This is a genomic window from Plantactinospora sp. KLBMP9567, assembly GCF_033446045.1.
In the GTDB taxonomy this organism is placed as follows: Bacteria; Actinomycetota; Actinomycetes; order Mycobacteriales; family Micromonosporaceae; genus Plantactinospora.
The window spans coordinates 15,183-32,314 of sequence record NZ_JAWQRR010000034.1 but is presented as its reverse complement, the minus strand read 5'-3'; the positions used below and the strand labels follow the sequence as shown (position 1 = coordinate 32,314).

Genomic DNA, 17,132 nt, shown 5'->3' with positions numbered 1-17,132 from the left:
TCGTCCAGGCCGCAGGCGCCGCGACCAGTGTGTGCAGGTAGCCGGTCAGGCGCGGCCACTGCGGGCCGACGTGCCGGCTGTCCCCGCCCCGAGTTGAGCGTGCGTCTGGTGTTGAGCCGATTGGCCGGTCATCGGGGTCAGCACCAGATGGACCGTTCGACCAAACTTGGCGCGGCCCAGACGATGCAGCAGTGGAACGAACACGCCTTGCAGCACCGGATACTTGCGCCGCAGCAGCCGGCCCGCATGGCGGAACTCGGCGCCGTCGAGGAAACCGGCCTGCATCCGGACGGCCGGTCCGGTCACCTTGCCTGACCCGGTACTTGGAGCGATCTCGACGAGCGGGTTGTTCCGGATCCGTTTGATCTTGCCGCCGGCGCCGGGGCTGCGTACGTAGGCGCGGTCGCCGTCAACCACCACGCTCACCGGGGCGCCGACCGCCCTGCCGTCACGGCGGTAGCTGGTCAACAGGATCGTCTTCTGACGGACGAATGGGGCCAGCGCCGGGACCGCGGCAGTCGTGGTCACCGTACCGGCGACCCAGCCGAGCCGGCGCATCCGCAACACGAGTGCCGCGAGCACGAGCACCGATCCCAGCGCCAGGATCCACGGGTCGCGGCCGTGGCCGCCGACGTCGAGATCGGCGACGTGGTTGATGGTGTGGGCGGTGTTGCCCACGAAGAAGCCGGCCAGCGTCACCGCCGCCGCGTCGGTCCAGGGCACCGCCAGCAGCAGCGTCGTGCCGATGCCGAGGTTGAACGCGCCGAGATCGTGTCCGAAGTGCTGGTGGGGCTCGAAGCCGGCGAACTCGGCGAACGAGTCCGGCCAGGCCAGCAGCCACACGCCGGCGGCGAACGTCAGTACTCCGGCAGCGACCTGGACCGCGGTGGTGAAGATGCCGGACGGCTCCACGGTCGCGGTCGTGCTGACCCGATCTGGCGAATCCATGCTTGTCGCCTCCTCACTTCGCGCTACCCGCATCGGCGGCTGCCAAACAACCGGAATCGGGCTGCCGCAACGGGCGGATGGTGCGGCCCTTTCAGGATGGACGATCCAGTGCGGGCGATTGTGACGGCCGCCTGGTCCGATCCGTCGACCGCTGCCGCTGCAGCCCGACGCTGTCGGCGCGCTGGCCCGGCCGCCGGCCCGACGCGGCGGAGGTCAGGCAAGCACTTGATCAGACGCAGCTTGGCCATGCTCGGTCGACGCCATCACAACATCGAATCAGATCGTTGCCTAGCACACGACGCGCCGAGACGGTGACAACAACTCTCAAAAGCTCGACAGGTGACAGCTATCGCTCAACGTCCGTGGCAACTATCGCTGACAGCCGCGTCCTTGACCCCAGCTCGCCCCTACCGCTGGTGACAAGTACAGCTGAAAGTCACACCCGGATACCGGCCGGTGTCCAGGCGGAGATGGCGATCGGGATCAGCCTGGACGAGATCGGCCGGGCCCGTGACTCCGACGTCGGCTACATGCGCAACGTCCACCCACTGCTCGATCTCGGTTGGCGGCGGACCGATTGCCTTCGCTACCTCGCGGAGCAGGGGCTCGGGGACACCCCGAAGTCGTCGTGCGTGGGGTGCCCATACCACGACGACGGCTTCTGGCTCTCCCTGCGCGAGAACAGCCCGCAGGAGTGGGCGGATGCGGTCGCGTTCGACCACGCGATCCGCAACGGCTCCGCGCGAGCCGACGCCGATGGGCACCCGCTGCAGGGGCAGTTCTTCCTGCACAGGGCGCGGATTCCGCTCGATGAGGTGGTTTTGCGTCCACGCCCGCAGCCGGCTGATGTGCCGGGCTGCGGGCCGTGGACCTGCCCCCACGACGAGCCGGCCACAGCAGACACCGGGCGCGGGGAGGTGGCGTGAGCATTGAGCACACCACCGGCCCGCGGATCGGATCCGTCTGCACCGGGTACGGCGGACTGGACCTGGCCGTCGAGCTGGTGCTCGGCGGCCGACTCGCCTGGTACGCCGAGACCGACCGGCACGCCGGCACCGTCCTGGCCCGCCACTGGCCCGAGGCCCCGAACCTCGGGGAGACATCCGCACTGTCGACTGGAGCCGGGTCGAGTCGGTCGACATCCTCACGGCGGGATTTCCCTGCCAGGACATCTCCAACGCCGGAAAGCGCGTCGGTATTACCGGCGAGCGCTCCGGCGTCTGGAAGCACGTCGCCACGGCCGTTCGCGTACTTCGACCGCCGCTCCTGTTCGTGGAGAACGTGGCCGCGCTCCTCACCCGAGGACTTGACGTCGTCCAGGCCGACCTGGCCGAGATCGGGTACGACACGAGCTGGACGTGCCTTCGCGCATCCGACATCGGGGCAGCACACCGAGGGGACAGGCTGTTCCTGCTGGCTACTCCCTCAGACCGAGGGGGTGCCGACGTTGCCGACGCCGTGCGCCCGTGACGGCAAGGGCCCCGGCCACCAGTACGGGCTGCCCGACCTGGTCGAACCGACGGGCACCCGGCACGGCCTGCTGCCGACCCCGACCGCGACGGTGTACGGATCGAACCGCTCGCCGTCACCAGGGGCGACCCGCCGGCCCGGCCTGCGCCAATGGGCCGCACGCCTACCGTCGCCCGTCCGCGCGTCGGACTTAGCCTGGGCGATCCACTGCCCATCCAGAAGAGCTACCTCGATGTTCCCGCTCTGCGCCGGGGGGTGTCCCTATGGGTTTGGTCAAGTCCCAGAAGGGGCCGACGTCGTCCAGGTTGTACTGTGCCGCGTTGATCAGGTTCTTGGCCTGACGGGACGCCCACATCTGACTCCGGTTCAGTTGGCGCAGCGCCGATGGGTGGTCGACGAGTGCCACCTCGTCCAGACTGACCGGGATGGCCGCCAGGCAGTCCCGGACGATCTCGTCGGCAGAGGGCACCAGCGCGCGCGGGTCGATGTCCAGGTCCTTCAACATCGCGCGGAAGTACGCCATCCGTTGAGCGTGTTCGTAGGCGTTGAAGACACCTTGATCGCTGGTCCAGCGCAGCAGCCACAGCTTCAGCCGTACCCAGTCCGCCCGCACCTGGATCGGCCGGTCCGCCTTGTTGATCTTCCGGTCGAGCGTGCGGAGCAATGCCAGCCACCAGTTGACGTGAGCCGCGGCCGGCTGGTTGCGCTGGAGCCAGTCGGCCCGGTCGGTGTCGGACAGCCGCAGCATGTGGGCCAACTGGTCGTCGATGGCTTGGCTGCGTGCGTCGGGCCGGCCGGCGGCTGTGGACGGGACGGCGATCGACCACACGTCGCCAGCCGAAAGTCGACCGTCCGCGCTGTCGGCGACGACCAAGATGACGGTTTGCGGGTCCGCAAGCCAGTACCGACGGTAGGTGGGGCCGTCAGCCTCGCGGGTAATCTCCTCCAGCCGATGCAGCGCGGCGACCGTGCGGGCTAACTCGTCGAACCGCAGCCGTTGATCGAACGACCCGTACCGGTCGAACGGTGTGGTGACGGGCAACGCGGTCAGCCGGTGTACCTGGACAACGAAGCCGCCGGGGCGCCAAGCGGTGCCATCGCGTCCCTTTGTCCAGGAGAACTCGACCAGGCCGTAGTCGCGTCGCAGGGTGGTGCGCCGTAGGTCCTCGACGTACCCGGATCCCAGCACCTTGGCCATTTCGTCAGGCGGATCACCGGCTCCGACGCCGAGAACCATGCCACGGATCACCACATCGACGAAGAAATCCAGCGCCGTCACGTTCGCCTCGTCTTGACGCGCCCAGCGCGTCGAGGTGAGCGGTCCAGATCCGGCTTCACCAGCGCTCCATCTGAAGGGTGCTCCAGGGGACCGGCTCCGGTGTGGGCAGCACCCGGGTGGGATCAGTAGCGGGCACGAAGAACGCCAGAGAACTGGGCTCGCGATCTTCCTGCTCGTCCTCGCACCACCCGACACCCATGACGACGACATGGTCGATCCCATCAGAGGTCGGCAGCACGAACACCCTGAAATTCGTACCCGCCAAGCCTGCGTCGGCCAGGATCCGGTCGCGTTCGTCGGTGGTGGCGCACCGGATGACCAGCCCGTCGCGGTACTCCATCCGGGTCTTCACCGCCTCGACAGGCTTGAAGAGCACATCAATGCGTGTCTGCCGACCCCCGTCGGTTCCGGTCGTCCGCGCCCGCAGCAGGAGTTGGCTGTGGCTGACGGTGTAGGCCCAGACGGCGAATTGACGGCTGCAGCGGAACAGTTCCCTGCCAGGAGCGAACTGCTGGTCCTGGGTGAGCCACTGGCGATCGAGCATGGGCAAAGCATGCCAGCAGGTAAATATTGCGGCCCGCCGGACACCGAGGACCGGCCGGCATCGCTTGAGAGGAGCGTGCCAGCGCCCGACTGGGATATGCCCACCGACCGGTCCCGCGCCCCCTCGGTCAAGGAGACACGACTCTCATGGTGGTCACGGCATCGACGCGCACAAGCGCACCCACACCGCCGTCATCATCGACAGTAACGGACGGAAACTCGCCACGAAGATGTGCGAAACAACCAGCAAGGACCACCTGTCGCTGCTGCGCTGGGCGGCCGGGCACGGCAAGGACCGTATCTGGGCGGTGGAGGACTGCCGCAACATGACTCGCCGCCTCGAACGCGATCTGCTCGCCGCCGGCGAACGCATCGTCCGGGTACCACCCAGACTCATGGCCAACGCCCGCGACGCCGCCCGCACCTACGGCAAGGCAGACCCGATCGACGCCCTGGCCGTCGCCCGCGCCGCGCTGCGCGAGGACGACCTGCCCACCGCCCGAAAGGCACAAGCTTTCAGGTTCTCGCGTAGCTCGGTGAGGAATCCTTCCACTCCACGCACCGCCTCGATGTACCGGGCTGTCTCCCCGTCCACCCCGGCAGTACGCGCCCCTTTGTTATGCCGCACCCGATCCCAGGCCACCAGCAGAAACCCGGGATCGACGACAAGATTGAACAGATCGTCGAACCGTCGGTGAGGATCACCACGAGCCCAACGATGCAGCTTCGTCTGGATCTTCAGTACCCGAAACTCGGCCCGCATCAGGGCCGACTCCAGCTCGTCGGTATTCACCAGCGAATCTCCTGACATTCCCGTACCTACACTGCTGACTTGCTGGCCCCCTTCGCCATGTGCGTGCCATTAACACGCTCGGACTACTACGAGGCCTCCGCCCCGTTGCGCTCCATCGGCCGACGACGGGCCTATCCCACGCACCCGGATGGCGTCCGGACGCCAGGAACGGCGCGCAACGGTTCCCGTGTTCACGAACAACCGATCGATCAGCTTGGCACCCAACTTTGCCCCGGCAGCATCGCCACGGTTACGCCGCAGACATTCACCATGGCCTCCCCACCGACGCGCTTAGCCGGCTTCGGAGTCGACCATCCATACCGGACGGCCGTGCACTACACCCCGACCCATATCCGCCAGATTTGAGTCGGTGCCGCGCTTACGGAGCTTTACACCGCTGGTTCCTCTCGTATGCCGTCTGATCTCGTTCGCCGGACCCGACCCGTCTGGCAGTCCCGGACCGTCCCAGCTTTGTCGACGCTGCTCCCACCCTCCCCGGCGTCTCCCGGATCAGGCTGCGCCCAACTCCCACCCGGCCGCTGCGACGACCACGCGGAGAGGTCTCACACCTCCCTCGGTTATCCGCGCCTCACGGCGCACCAGCGCCTCACGGCGCACGAAGACCCAGATCCAAGCCCTCGACCGGACCCAGCCGATACTGCCCATCGAGTTCGGCCGCACCGAGAAACGCACCCACGACTACGTCCGGCACGGCACCACGAATCTGCTCGCCGCCCTGGACGCCGCCACCGGACACGTCACCGCCCGCTGCTTCCCCAAACGACGAGGCAGCGAGTTCCTGACCTTCATGAAAACCGTCGCCGCCGCCTACCCCGACCGCGAACTGCACGTCGTGGTCGACAACCTGTCCACCCACACCAGCGACGAGGTGAAAGCCTGGCTCGCCCACCATCCTCGGGTCATCTTCCACTTCACCCCCACCGGCTCATCGTGGCTGAACATGATCGTGCGACACGCAAGTCGCATGAGTACAGCGACACTCATCGAAGGAGGTGCGGCGTGACGTCGCGGATGTAGTGTCCGGTCCCGTGCGTAAGGACCGTCCCCGCCTCGGCGTGCGTCGCGGGTAACTGCGGGGTGCGAAGCCCGGGGAAAGGCCCAAGGACGCCTGTTCCATCCAGGGGTTACCGGCTGGGGAAGACCGGACGGGTGAACGCAAGTGAATCCTCGATGACGCCTCGTCATAGGCACTTCCGCTTGATGGGACGCGCCAGCGGGAGACAGGGGCCAGCCGTTGCAAGGCGGCAGGTGCCGTTCGGAGGAATCTAGGCGGGCGGGAGCGCACCACCGTCCCCGGGGTTCAGAGGGCGTCCTACCCGGTCGTATCTGTCTCATGCGGAACGTGACAACCCCGATGGGGTCCAGACGGAGAGTGTTTCGGCTGGTAGGCCGCCTGTGAGGGTGGACGATGTCCCAGCGGGCGCAGGACGACCCGAGAAGCGAATGCCGGTGGCCGAAAGGCAGCGGGAAACCGGGACGACGATGCTGGCTCCTCCGCCGGCGGTCACCGGATAACCGGCCGGATAAGGGCTGGTGCCCTGGCCTGAAAGGGCGCTGACGCGGGTCGGGTGAGCCTGCGGAGTCTGTGCTGGCCAAAGTTTCGGAACCGAAGGGCAAGTTAGACACGATGACGGCTCATGCCTTCGCGCTGGCGATGGCGGCTCTCGGCGTGAACGGACCGGAGGACGATCGTGCTGGCTGGGCCGCCATCGACTGGCGGACCTGCGAGGACAACGTACGGCGGCTACGGCAGCGGATTTTCGCGGCGTCGCGGGACGGGGACCTGAGGAAGGTCCGGAACTTGCAGAAGTTGATGCTCCGCTCGCGCAGCAACGTCCTGGTGGCGGTGCGACGAGTGACGGAGCGCAATGCTGGCCGCAAGACGGCCGGGGTGGACCGGCAGGTCGTGGTGACCGGGTCGCAGAAGGCCGAACTGGCCGACTGGATCCAGCACGACGCCAAGCCGTGGACACCCTTGCCGGTCAAGCGCGTGTATGTGCCCAAGAGCAACGGCCGCCGCCGCGGCCTCGGGATTCCCGTGATCGCTGACCGGGCTTTGCAAGCGGTGACGGTCAACGCGCTGGAACCCGAATGGGAGGCCCGGTTCGAGCCGAAATCCTACGGCTTCCGGCCGGGTCGTGGCTGCCACGACGCCATCGTGGCGATCCACACGACGTCGAACCGCACCGACGCCAAACGGCTATGGGTGCTCGACGCCGACCTGGCAGCGGCGTTCGACAGGCTCGACCACGACCACATCCGCCGGTCGCTGGGCTTGTTCCCCGGGCGGGGACTGGTCCGGCAGTGGCTGAAAGCGGGCGTGGTCGAAGACGGCCGGTTCACCCCCACCGAGGAGGGTGCTCCACAGGGTGGGGTGATCAGTCCGCTGCTCATGAACGTTGCTCTGCACGGCATGGAGACCGCCGCCGGGGTCCGCTACCACGTCACCGGCACCCGTGCCGGGAAGACGATGAACGGCTGCCCGGTGGTGGTCCGCTACGCCGACGATCTGATCGCCTTGTGTCACTCCCGTGAGCAAGCCGAACAGGTCAAGGCGGCGTTGGTCGGATGGTTGGCGCCCAGGGGTCTGGTCTTCAACGAGGACAAGACCCGGATCACGCACCTGTCCGAGGGCGTGGACTTTCTGGGGTTCAACATTCGCCGTTACCCGAACGGCAAGTTGCTGACCAAGCCGAGCAACGACGCGGTGCGACGGATCCGCAAGCGCCTGTCCGTGGAGGTGCGGGCCCTTCGTGGCTCGAACGCCGACGCGGTGATCGGTAAGCTCAACCCGATCATCAACGGATGGTGCGCCTACTACCGGATCGGGGTGTCCAAACGTGTGTTCAACGCGCTGGATGCCCATGCGTGGAAGCTGGTCTACAAGTGGGCCAGGTTCACCCGCGCGAACAAGTCGAGACGCTGGGTGACAGCCCGGTACTTCGGCGAGTTCAACTCGTCCCGGCGTGACAGGTGGGTATTCGGGAGCCGGGAAACCAGCTACTACCTGCGCAAGTTCGCCTGGACTCCGATCGTCCGGCACCGGATGGTCGCAGGGACGGCGTCACCCGACGACCCGTGCCTGACCGACTACTGGACCCGGCGGCGTCGCCGCAGCAATCTCCCGGTGGACACCACCACGCAACGGCTCCTACGAGCCCAGCAAGGACGATGTCCGATCTGCCGAGACCTGCTGCTACACGCCGACCACGAGCCGCGAAGCCCGCAAGAGTGGGAACAATGGCTCACCGCGACCCGCAAAGCGGTCCGCAGACACGCGGTCACCGTCTGGGGAGCGGGAACACCGGACGAACGCGTCGCCAACCGCCTCATACACACCCACTGCCACCGCCGGATCACCGGCAACGGCAGCAATCCAGCACTTTCACCCACCCGCGAGCCTTCAGGGCTTGCTTGAGCCGGTTGCCCGGAAAGCGGGCACGGCCGGTTCTGAGGGGGCCCCGGCGCAGCAATGCGCCGGGGCTACCCGACGAGATCTGGTTCGGAATCATCACCCGGCAGGCCATCCGACGCGGCACCTTCACCTCCGTCACCCGCCTGACCAGGGCGATCAACGACTACGTCACCGCCTGGAACACCGACGCAAGACCGTTCGTCTGGACCGCCACCCCCGACGAGATACTGGCCAAGGTCCGCTGGGTCCACACCCAGGTCCGCAAACTCCTCACCAACAACGACAAGTAAAAGATCTCAATTACACGACACTAGGACCGTTGACCGTCAATTGCGGCACCGACTCTTCGACGTGCGCGGCTCCACCACCACACAGCCGCCACGATCAGGGCTAGCAGCGGTAGGCCAACGCCGAGACCGATCCACAGCGGGGCTTGCGAGGATGAGTGCTCGTCTGCGGGCGTGACCAGGTGGCCGACGGTCGCCTCGGGAGGGAGAGCGAAACCCCAGTCGATTAGGGCTATCGCCTCGCCCAGGCTCCCCAGCGGCGCGGTCTCCGCGCCGAGCAGGGTCACCGCGAGGCGTCGGCCGTCGCGTTCGGCCACACCAACGTAGGTTTGCCGGGCAAGCTGCGTGAATCCCGTCTTTCCGCCCAGCATGCCGGGATACCGGTCCAACAGCGTGTTGTCGTTGACGATCTGGAAGGGCGGCCTTCCCGGCTGTGCCGGTACCTCCGCCACCCTGGTCGCCATATACCGCCGGAAGTCCTCGCGGGTGAAGGTCGCCCGCGCGATCAGTGCGAGGTCGTACGCGCTGGTGAACTGGCCGGGGCCGTCGAGCCCTGAGGGCGTGGCGGCGTGGGTCTGGTTCGCGTGCAGCCGACCCGCTTCGTCGTTCATCGCCTGGACCCCGCCCGGCCTGCCGGCGGACCCGCCGCCGATGCGTGCCAGGACGTTGGCCGCGTCGTTGCCCGACTTCAGCAGAAGCCCCAACCACAGGCTCTCGATCGAGTACCGACCGCCCTCGACCACCCCCATCACCGAGCTGGCCGGGTCGAGATCCTCCAGGTCCGCCCGGGTCACCTCGACGGTCTGCGCCGGGTCGAGACGGGGCATGAGAGCCGCCGCCAACAGGAGCTTCTGCACGCTGGCCGGCGTCCGATTCTCGTGTGGGCCGCATCCGCCCAAGACGGAACCACGGTTGAGGTCGGCCACGACCCACGAGGTGGCCGTCACCGCCGGCGCCACCGGTGCACCGGGCGGGATGGCCAGACCCGAGGTCGCCAGTGCCTCCCCGCCGATCGACAGCCGGGCCGGGTCGACCGCCGGCGGCGACGGGGTGGCAGGTCGAGGCGCCGTCGGCTCGACAGATGGGCAGGGCACGAACGGCGCGGCCATCGCCGATGTTTCCGGCAGGACCGCCGCACTCGGCACAACGAGCACAGCGCCTAACGCAACAGCAACCAAACGGAAGGCGGTCACCTGAGAAATCGTAGGCGGAAACGGGGGAAGTGTGGTCGCGGTTGGCCAAGTCTCCCCTGGGGGCGGGCGGATTTCAGGCGCGGAACCTGTGGTACCTCGTGGCGGGAGTCTCCGTCCGGAATCGCCGATCCGAGGACGTTACCCCTGTTGGGCAGCTCGAAACGACACGCCTCGCAACAATCCACCGACAGTTCACGCCCGTCACGTTTCTGAACCGCTGTCCGGTTTCCCAAGCGAAGGCACGTCATCCAGCGGAAGTGAATGCAATTGGTCACACCGTCGCTGTCGGCGCTTGGCAACCGAGGAGACGGCTCGTAGCGTCGTCGCGTCCGATTCGGTTGCTAGTCATCTAATCCGATGACGCCGAGTCGGGCTCGCCTAATCGCGACCAGCGAGCCGGGGACCCATCGCACCTCGGGGTGAATCTTTTAAGGGGCGACTGCATCGATCTGCCATCAAACGAACTGAGGAACCGTGATGACTGAAGAACGCATTCGTAATCCGTTTCGACCCGGTGCGCTGCGTCGGGTACACAAGGTGGGTCTGTTGTCTGCTGCGGTGGCGGTAGCTGCGGCAGCCGCGACTGCTGGTGCTCTGCTGAACCAGCCGGCGGCTCCGGGGGTAGCTCGGGCCACCTCGGAATCGCTCGTCACGGGCGCGATCGCGCCCGACCCGGACACCGAGGCGCCGGCCAGCCCCGACGCCAGCGCGGCGACGCCTGAGGAGAGCCCGTCGCAGCCGGCCACGCCGGACGCTCCGGCCGAGAAGGTCCTCGACGCCTCGTTCGAGTACCAGCCCAACTTCTACTACTGCGGGCCCGCCGCGGTACGTAACGCCCTGAGCGCTCGCGGCATCGACGTGAGTCAGGACGAGCTCGCCAAGGGGCTGCGGACCACGGTCAACGGCACCGACTCGGCCGAGGACACCACCCGGGTGTTGAATGACATGGTCGGCGCCGACGTGTACCGCACGACGATGATCCCCGGCTCGGATGCGACGCCGGCACAGATGGATCGACTCCAGGCCGATGTCGTGCGGGCGATCAGCAACGGCTATGCCGTCGTGGCGAACAGCGTCGGCGGCGCGGCGGACGCCGACGGCGTGTGGCACGACTTCCCGGGCGGCCACTACATCGCCCTGGTCGGCTACAGCGATGACGGGCGCATGGTGAAGGTGTCGGACTCGTCGGGTTTGTTCGGTCCCGCCACCTACTGGATGAGCACGATCAACATGGCCAACTGGATCGGCACCCGCGGCTACTCCGCCTGAGTACACCAGCCTGCCGCCTTGACCGGCCACGGCAGCCGGACATCGCGGTGGAGTCCAGCGGTCCGGGGAGGCCGGTCCACTCAACCGGCCTCCCCGCAAGCGGCGCGACGGAGCGCGGCGTGTCCAGTCACGCGCGCCGGTGAATGTTCCCCTTCCCGTCGACACCGGGTACGGGCCATGGTTCGGTCAGCGAAGTGGCCCGGCCGCCAGCGGCAGGGCGAGTCCGCTGATCAGGCCGAGCACGAGCGCTCCGGCACCGGCGGTGTAGGCGGCCAGCGCTGACCAGGGGCCGGCGGATGTCAGCGGGTCGGCGAGCCGATCGTCCGGGGCGGGCTGGAAGGCGGGGACGAGCCAGCGCAGGTAGTAGAACAGTGAGGCGATGGTGTTGGCGACTGCCAGGGCAGCGAGCCAGCCGTAGCCGCCGTCGATCGCGGCGGTGAAGACTTCGAGCTTGCCGACGAACACCGCGGTCGGCGGGGTGCCGACCAGGCCGAGGAGACAGACGACGAGCACGGCTGCCAGCAGCGGGCGGCGGTGGGCGAGGCCCCGGTAATCGTCGATGCGTGAGGCGTGGGGTAGGTGGGCGACGACGGCGAACGCGCCGAGGTTGGTGACGGCGTAGGCGGCCAGGTAGAACAGCAGACTCTGCTGGGCCAGGCCGCTGCGCGTGGCCACCGCGACGGCGATGAGCAGGTATCCGACCTGGTTGATGGTGGAGTAGGCGAGCAGGCGTTTGACGGAGGTTTGGTGGAACGCGGCCAGGTTGCCCAGGGTCATGGACGCCGCTGCGAGCACGGCCGCGAGCAGGGGCCAGTTCACCTGGCTGGCCGGCAGTGCCTGGTGAGCCACGCGGTAGGCGGCGATCAGGCCACCGATCTTCGGCAGGGTGGTCAGGTAGGCGGCAACCGGCGGTGGCGTGCCGTCGACGGCATCGGGCACCCAGAACTGCACCGGAACGCCCCCGATCTTGAACAGCAGTCCGGCGTACACGCCGATGATGCCGAGCGCCGCCAGTGGGTAGGAGGCATCGGCGAGGGCGGGGCGCAGTTCGTCGTAGCCGGTGGTGTGGCCGGCGGCGTAGAGCAGGGCGATACCGGCCAGCATGAGCACGCTCAGCAGCGCGCCGATCAGGTAGTACTTGAGGGCCGCCTCGGTGGCGAGGTGGTCTTTGGCGAACCCGACCAGGCCGTAGGTGGGGACGCTGGTGAGCAGGTAGCCGGCGAAGAGCATGAGCAGGTCGTTGGCGCCGACCAGGGCGAGGACTCCGGTGGCGGAGAGGGCGAGCAGGACGTAGAACTCGCTCTCCCGCTTGTGCGCTTGGACGGTGTCGATCGACAGGCAGATGACGAGCAGCAGGGCCGCGAACACGATCAGGCGGCCGGCGTTGGTGGCCGGGTCGATGGCGAAGGCGTTCTCGAACACCAGCTCGGGTCGGTCGGCGGCGATGCTGACGGTGGTCGCGGTGAGGCCGATCAGGCACGCTCCGGCGAGCAGTGCGCGGACGGCCCATTGCCGGCGGCGGGGCAGCCACGACCCGGCAATTAGTCCGATGACGGCGGCTGCGGCCAGGACGGCCTCGGGGATGAGCGCGGCGACGTTCTGGTTCACCTGGCGACCAGGTCGACGAGGGTCCGGCTGGCGGGCTCGATTACGTCGAGGAGAAACCTCGGCGCGACGCCGATGGCGAGGGCCAGGACCAGCAGCGCGACGATCGCCACCAGTTCCGAGGGGTGCAGGTCGGGGAACGCGGCGGCGGCGCCCGGCGCGTCGGGTGTCCGCAGCGGGCCGAGGAAGACCCGCTGCAGCGCCCAGACGAGTAGGGCGGCGGTGATCAGGATGCCGAGCAGGGCGATCCCGGTCGCGACCGGTTGGGTGGCGAGACTGCCGGTGAGGATCTGGAACTCGGCGATGAACCCACTCAGTCCCGGTATGCCGAGGCTGCCGAAGGCGGCCACCGCAGTGACGCCGGCGAACAGAGGGGTCTTGGCGGCGAGGCCGGAGAAAGCATTCATATCGTAGCGGCGGCGGCGGGCGTAGAGGACGCCGGCCAGCAGGAACAGTGCGCCGGTGAGGAGTCCGTGGCTGACCATCTGGGTCACCGCTCCGGTGACCGCGAGCTGGCGTGCCCGCCCGTCGCTGCCGGCCAAGGTTCCGGCCGCGCCGACGGCCAGCACGACGTAGCCCAGGTGATTGACCGACGTGTAGGCGATCATGCGTTTGAAGTCCGTCTGCGCCAGCGCCACGAGGCCGCCGTAGATCACCGAGATCACGCCGACGACCACGAACACGATGGCGTAGCGGCGCCAGGCGTCCGGCAGGATCGGCATGGCGATGCGGACGAAACCGTAGGTGCCCATCTTCAGCAGTACCCCGGCGAGGATGGCGGACCCGGTGGCGGGTGCGTCGGTGTGGGCGGGCGGCAGCCAGGTGTGCACCGGAACGGTCGGGGTTTTGATCGCCAACCCGACGCCGATCGCGAGCAGCACCAGCGCGGCATAGCCGTCGCGGCCGGCGACCGGGTTGGCGTCGGTGAGGGCGACGATGTCGAAGGTGTGCGGCCGGGCGGCCAGGGCCAGGCCGATGAACCCGAGTAGCAGGGCGAGGGAGCCGGTGAACGTGTAGAGGAAGAACTTCAACGCTGCTGCCCGGGCCCTGAGACCATGACCCCATCCGGCGATGACGAAGAACATCGCGACGATCGCGAGGTCGAAGAAGAGGAAGAACAGGATCAGGTCGAGTGCGACGAACACTCCGATACAGACGGTCTGCAGGAACAGGAACACCGCGACGTAGCTTCTGACCCGCCGGGTCTCGCGCAGCGAGTAGACGGCGACCGAGAGGAACAGCACGCAGGTCACCGCGACCAGCGGCAGGGACAGTCCGTCCACGCCGACGTGGTAGCCGACCCCGGCCTGCGGAATCCAGGCCACGGCCTGCTCGAACGCCACCCCGCCGCCAGGGTCGAACACCGCCCAGACGACGACCACCAGGGCCAGGTCGACCGTGGCGGTGACGATCCAGATCCAGACGAACAGCCGGTCCGCCACGGTGCGGGGCACGAGCAGCACGGCGGCGGCAACCGCTAGCGGGAGGAAGGTGATGGCGGTGAGCATCGGCTACCCGGCCAGCAGCAGAAGCAGGGCCAGCGCGGCCAGCGCCACGACGAGCTGCGTGTAGTACTGGTGCAGCACTCCGGTCTGCGGCCGGCGGGCTGCCCGGCCGAGCCGGCGGGCCTCGGCGGCGATTGCGGTGACGATGCCGTCGACTCCGCCGTCGTCGACCCGGGCTGCGGTATGGGCGAGTCGCAGCCCGCCGCGGGTCGCTTGGCGCACCGCGCCGTCGACGCCCCGATCGTCGACCCGGGCTACGGCACGCGCCAGCCGCAGGGCGGCGCGGGTGGCCTGGCGCACCGTATTGTCGATGATCCGGTCGTCGAACGCGGCCAGCGCCCGCGCCAACGCCAGGGTGGGACGCACGACCAGAAGGTGGGCGGCGCGTTCCAGGTCCAGCCAGCGGGTTAGCCAGCCGGTCACCACTGACGGCACCGGGACCCGGGTGCCGGTCCACCGCCAGGCCAGGACGGCGGCAACGATCGCCACCGCCGCGGACGCGGCTAGCTGCCAACCCAGAGGTGCGGGCTCGCCCAGCACGCCGAGGGTCTGCCGCACCAGCCGCGACGGGCCGGGCAGGGCCAGCACGCCCAGGACCACCGCTGCCGCGGCGAGCACAACGAGAGAGACGTTGGTGACGACAGGGACATCAGGGCTCCCGACCCGGCGGCCAGCCTCGGCGCTGACAGGGTCAGAGCGCAGCAGGTACCAGGCGGCTTTGCCGCTGTAGACGGTGGCGAGCACCGCGGCGGCGAGCCCCGCCACGTACAGGCCGGGCTGCCGGGCGAACGCGGCGGCGAGCACCTCGTCCTTGCCGGCCCACAGCGACAGGGGTGGCAGCCCAGCCAAGGTCGCGATTCCCACGGTGAACGTGACACCGACCAGCCGATGCACGCGCGCCGCGCCGCGCAGGTCGGCCAGCACGGTACTGCCCAGGACGGTCAGCCACACCCCGGCGGCCAGGAACAGCAGCGCCTTCGTCGCCGCATGCGCCACCAGCTGGGTAACGCCACCGGCGACGCCACCGGCCCCGGCCGAAAGCACCATGAATCCGACCTGTGCGCAGGTCGAGGCGGCGAGCAATTGCTTGAGATCGGTCTGGGCGATCGCGACCAGCCCGAGCAGCAGCGCGGTGCTCGCCCCTGCCCACGCCACCGCCGGCCCAGCCCAACCGGTGGCGGCCAGCAGGGGGTGCAGCCGCAGCAGCAGGTACGCCCCGGCGGCGACCATGGTCGCCGCGTGCAGCAACGCCGAGACCGGGCTCGGGCCCTCCATCGCCCTGGACAGCCAGAACGACAGCGGCAGTTGCGCCGACTTGCCGAGCGCGGCGATAACCATGCCTGCGGTCAGCACGGTCAGCCACGGCTCGGCCGTGTGCGGCAGGGCGTCCAGGCGCAGCGAGGCAGCCCCGCCGGCGAGCGCGGCTCCGGCCGCGAGGTACAGGCCCAGATCGGCGGCCCGGGTGCTCAGAAACGCGGTGTTCGCCGCCCGAACCCGTCGTGGCTGCCGCCACCAGAAGCCGATCAACGCCCAGCTGGTGGCGCCCATGACCTCCCACCCCATAAGCAGCAGCGGCAGGGTGGTGGCGGTGACCGTGATCAGCATCGCGGCGGCGAACAGCAGCATGAGCCCGAAGAACCGGGAAGCGGCCAGTGCGCTGTCCCCGACGCTGAACAGCAGCACAGCGGTGGTCACCGCGGCCACGGTCACCACCATGACCGCGGACAGGCCGTCCACCCGGAGACCGGCGTGGATACCGGTGAACAGCGGTGCCGACGTGGCCGGCCGCGAAACCGCGGAGACACCGGCGAGGGCCAGCGTCACCATCCCGGCCACCACTCCCACCGCCGGGGCGGCCCGATCGGCCCGGCGGCCGGCGACGGCCAGCGCCCCTCCCGCGGCCAGCGGCACCACGACCAGCAGCCACGCCAGGACCGTCATCCCTTCAACTCCCGCGCCTGGTCGGTCATGTCCACCTCACGGGCCCGGAAGATCGCGGTCGTGACGGCGAACCCCATCGCCATCTCCACCGCCATCGCCACCACGACGACCACGACGATCACCTGACCGGCCGCGGCAGTTGGGGCGAGGAAGTGCCAGAACGCCCCGGCGGCGACGATGACCCCGCCGAGCATCAGCTCCAACCCCATCATGATCATCACGATGGACTGCTGCGACAGGACGCCGTACAAGCCGATCGAGAACAACGCCGCAGCCAGCAGCAGAAACCATTGCAGACTCACCGATGGCCCACCCCGCCGGGAACCGGATCATCCGGGATCCGCCGCTGCAGGTCCTCACCGAACCGGTCGTACCGGCCCCGCCCGGTGGAGAGCACCGTGGCGGCCACCATCGTCGCGAGCAAGGCGAAACCGAGCGTCATCATGGTCAGCATCTGCCCGCCCATCAGCGACTCGCCCAGCTGTAGCGTCGGATCCGGCGGGCGCGTCGCGGTCGGCGCCGGCAGTGGGACGGCCGCGATGCCGGCGGCGAGGGCGGCAAACACCACCCCGCTGATCGCCAAGGCGCCGCGCCGATTGTGCACCATCGACATCGGCATCAGACCGGCCGGGTTCATCATGTACGCGATCATGAAAACGGCCATGATGACCATCTCCATGACCATCATCAGGATGACGACCACACCGAGGTAGTTCAGCCCGAGCAGGATCAACTCGCCGCCGATGAACAGGAACGAGGCCAGCAGCGCGTAGGTGACCCGGGCCATCGAGTTCAACCGGAAGACCAGGATCCCGCTGGCCACCGCGAGCAGCGCCAGCACCCAGAACACGACAACGTCCACA

General features: G+C 68.5%; 16 protein-coding genes. 7 read left to right on the top strand and 9 right to left on the bottom strand.

From position 1 onward, the window contains the following. Window positions 1-45 precede the first annotated feature (45 nt). Entirely contained in the window at window positions 46-843 is a 798-nt protein-coding gene (locus R6Y94_RS25290) for a PPOX class F420-dependent oxidoreductase (protein WP_318398346.1), read from the bottom strand. A 575-nt stretch (window positions 844-1,418) separates the two neighbouring features. Here R6Y94_RS25290 and R6Y94_RS25285 point away from each other — a divergent pair. Both R6Y94_RS25285 and R6Y94_RS25280 read left to right on the top strand, forming a co-directional pair. Continuing rightward, on the top strand, window positions 1,419-1,874 hold the full coding sequence (locus tag R6Y94_RS25285) for a hypothetical protein (RefSeq protein WP_318398345.1): 456 nt from the start codon (window positions 1,419-1,421) through the stop codon (window positions 1,872-1,874). A 31-nt stretch (window positions 1,875-1,905) separates the two neighbouring features. Further along, entirely contained in the window at window positions 1,906-2,418 is a 513-nt protein-coding gene (locus R6Y94_RS25280) for a DNA cytosine methyltransferase (RefSeq protein ID WP_318398521.1), read from the top strand. Window positions 2,419-2,608: 190 nt separating this feature from the next. On the opposite strand, the gene R6Y94_RS25275 is transcribed toward R6Y94_RS25280, so the two are convergent. Together R6Y94_RS25275 and R6Y94_RS25270 are read right to left on the bottom strand one after the other, a co-directional pair. Beyond that, the gene (locus R6Y94_RS25275) at window positions 2,609-3,697 is read right to left on the bottom strand and encodes a hypothetical protein (protein ID WP_318398344.1); all 1,089 of its coding nucleotides are present in this window, start codon (window positions 3,695-3,697) and stop codon (window positions 2,609-2,611) included. A 55-nt stretch (window positions 3,698-3,752) separates the two neighbouring features. Then, a complete protein-coding gene (locus tag R6Y94_RS25270; protein ID WP_318398343.1) occupies window positions 3,753-4,241 on the bottom strand; it encodes a hypothetical protein in 489 nt (162 codons plus the stop codon). On the opposite strand from R6Y94_RS25270, the gene R6Y94_RS25265 reads away from it, so the two are divergent. The 4 genes from R6Y94_RS25265 to R6Y94_RS25250 all read left to right on the top strand — a co-directional run bounded on the left by R6Y94_RS25265 (window position 4,240) and on the right by R6Y94_RS25250 (window position 8,759). After that, the gene (locus tag R6Y94_RS25265; protein WP_318398342.1) at window positions 4,240-4,938 is read left to right on the top strand and encodes an IS110 family transposase; all 699 of its coding nucleotides are present in this window, start codon (window positions 4,240-4,242) and stop codon (window positions 4,936-4,938) included. The two genes, R6Y94_RS25270 and R6Y94_RS25265, sit on opposite strands and share 2 nt — an antisense overlap. Window positions 4,939-5,403: 465 nt before the next feature. Then, window positions 5,404-6,057 (top strand): IS630 family transposase, encoded by a 654-nt coding sequence (locus tag R6Y94_RS25260; RefSeq protein ID WP_318398341.1) that lies wholly within the window; start codon window positions 5,404-5,406, stop codon window positions 6,055-6,057. Window positions 6,058-6,639: 582 nt separating this feature from the next. Continuing rightward, the gene (gene ltrA / locus R6Y94_RS25255; RefSeq protein ID WP_318398340.1) at window positions 6,640-8,472 is read left to right on the top strand and encodes a group II intron reverse transcriptase/maturase; all 1,833 of its coding nucleotides are present in this window, start codon (window positions 6,640-6,642) and stop codon (window positions 8,470-8,472) included. A gap of 5 nt (window positions 8,473-8,477) precedes the next feature. Continuing rightward, window positions 8,478-8,759: a hypothetical protein gene (locus tag R6Y94_RS25250; RefSeq protein ID WP_318398339.1), complete on the top strand. Its 282-nt coding sequence runs from the start codon at window positions 8,478-8,480 to the stop codon at window positions 8,757-8,759. Between the two features lie 20 nt (window positions 8,760-8,779). Here the strand turns inward: R6Y94_RS25250 and R6Y94_RS25245 are convergent, their stop codons facing one another. Continuing rightward, entirely contained in the window at window positions 8,780-9,949 is a 1,170-nt protein-coding gene (locus tag R6Y94_RS25245) for a D-alanyl-D-alanine carboxypeptidase family protein (RefSeq protein WP_412102872.1), read from the bottom strand. A gap of 477 nt (window positions 9,950-10,426) precedes the next feature. On the opposite strand from R6Y94_RS25245, the gene R6Y94_RS25240 reads away from it, so the two are divergent. Then, window positions 10,427-11,218, top strand: coding sequence for a C39 family peptidase (locus R6Y94_RS25240; RefSeq protein ID WP_318398338.1), 792 nt, complete (start codon window positions 10,427-10,429; stop codon window positions 11,216-11,218). A gap of 186 nt (window positions 11,219-11,404) precedes the next feature. On the opposite strand, the gene R6Y94_RS25235 is transcribed toward R6Y94_RS25240, so the two are convergent. The 5 genes from R6Y94_RS25235 to R6Y94_RS25215 are packed head-to-tail and all read right to left on the bottom strand — an operon-like array spanning window position 11,405 to window position 17,131. Further along, a complete protein-coding gene (locus R6Y94_RS25235; protein WP_318398337.1) occupies window positions 11,405-12,826 on the bottom strand; it encodes an NADH-quinone oxidoreductase subunit N in 1,422 nt (473 codons plus the stop codon). Continuing rightward, the gene (locus tag R6Y94_RS25230) at window positions 12,823-14,331 is read right to left on the bottom strand and encodes an NADH-quinone oxidoreductase subunit M (protein WP_318398336.1); all 1,509 of its coding nucleotides are present in this window, start codon (window positions 14,329-14,331) and stop codon (window positions 12,823-12,825) included. Before R6Y94_RS25230 ends, R6Y94_RS25235 begins: the two co-directional genes overlap by 4 nt. A gap of 3 nt (window positions 14,332-14,334) precedes the next feature. Next, a complete protein-coding gene (locus R6Y94_RS25225; RefSeq protein WP_318398335.1) occupies window positions 14,335-16,269 on the bottom strand; it encodes a proton-conducting transporter membrane subunit in 1,935 nt (644 codons plus the stop codon). Further along, a complete protein-coding gene (gene nuoK / locus R6Y94_RS25220) occupies window positions 16,266-16,571 on the bottom strand; it encodes an NADH-quinone oxidoreductase subunit NuoK (protein WP_318398334.1) in 306 nt (101 codons plus the stop codon). Before nuoK ends, R6Y94_RS25225 begins: the two co-directional genes overlap by 4 nt. Then, window positions 16,568-17,131 carry an NADH-quinone oxidoreductase subunit J gene (locus R6Y94_RS25215; protein ID WP_318398333.1) on the bottom strand — a complete coding sequence of 188 codons (564 nt, stop codon included), beginning with the start codon at window positions 17,129-17,131 and terminating at the stop codon, window positions 16,568-16,570. Before R6Y94_RS25215 ends, nuoK begins: the two co-directional genes overlap by 4 nt. Window position 17,132 lies beyond the last annotated feature (1 nt).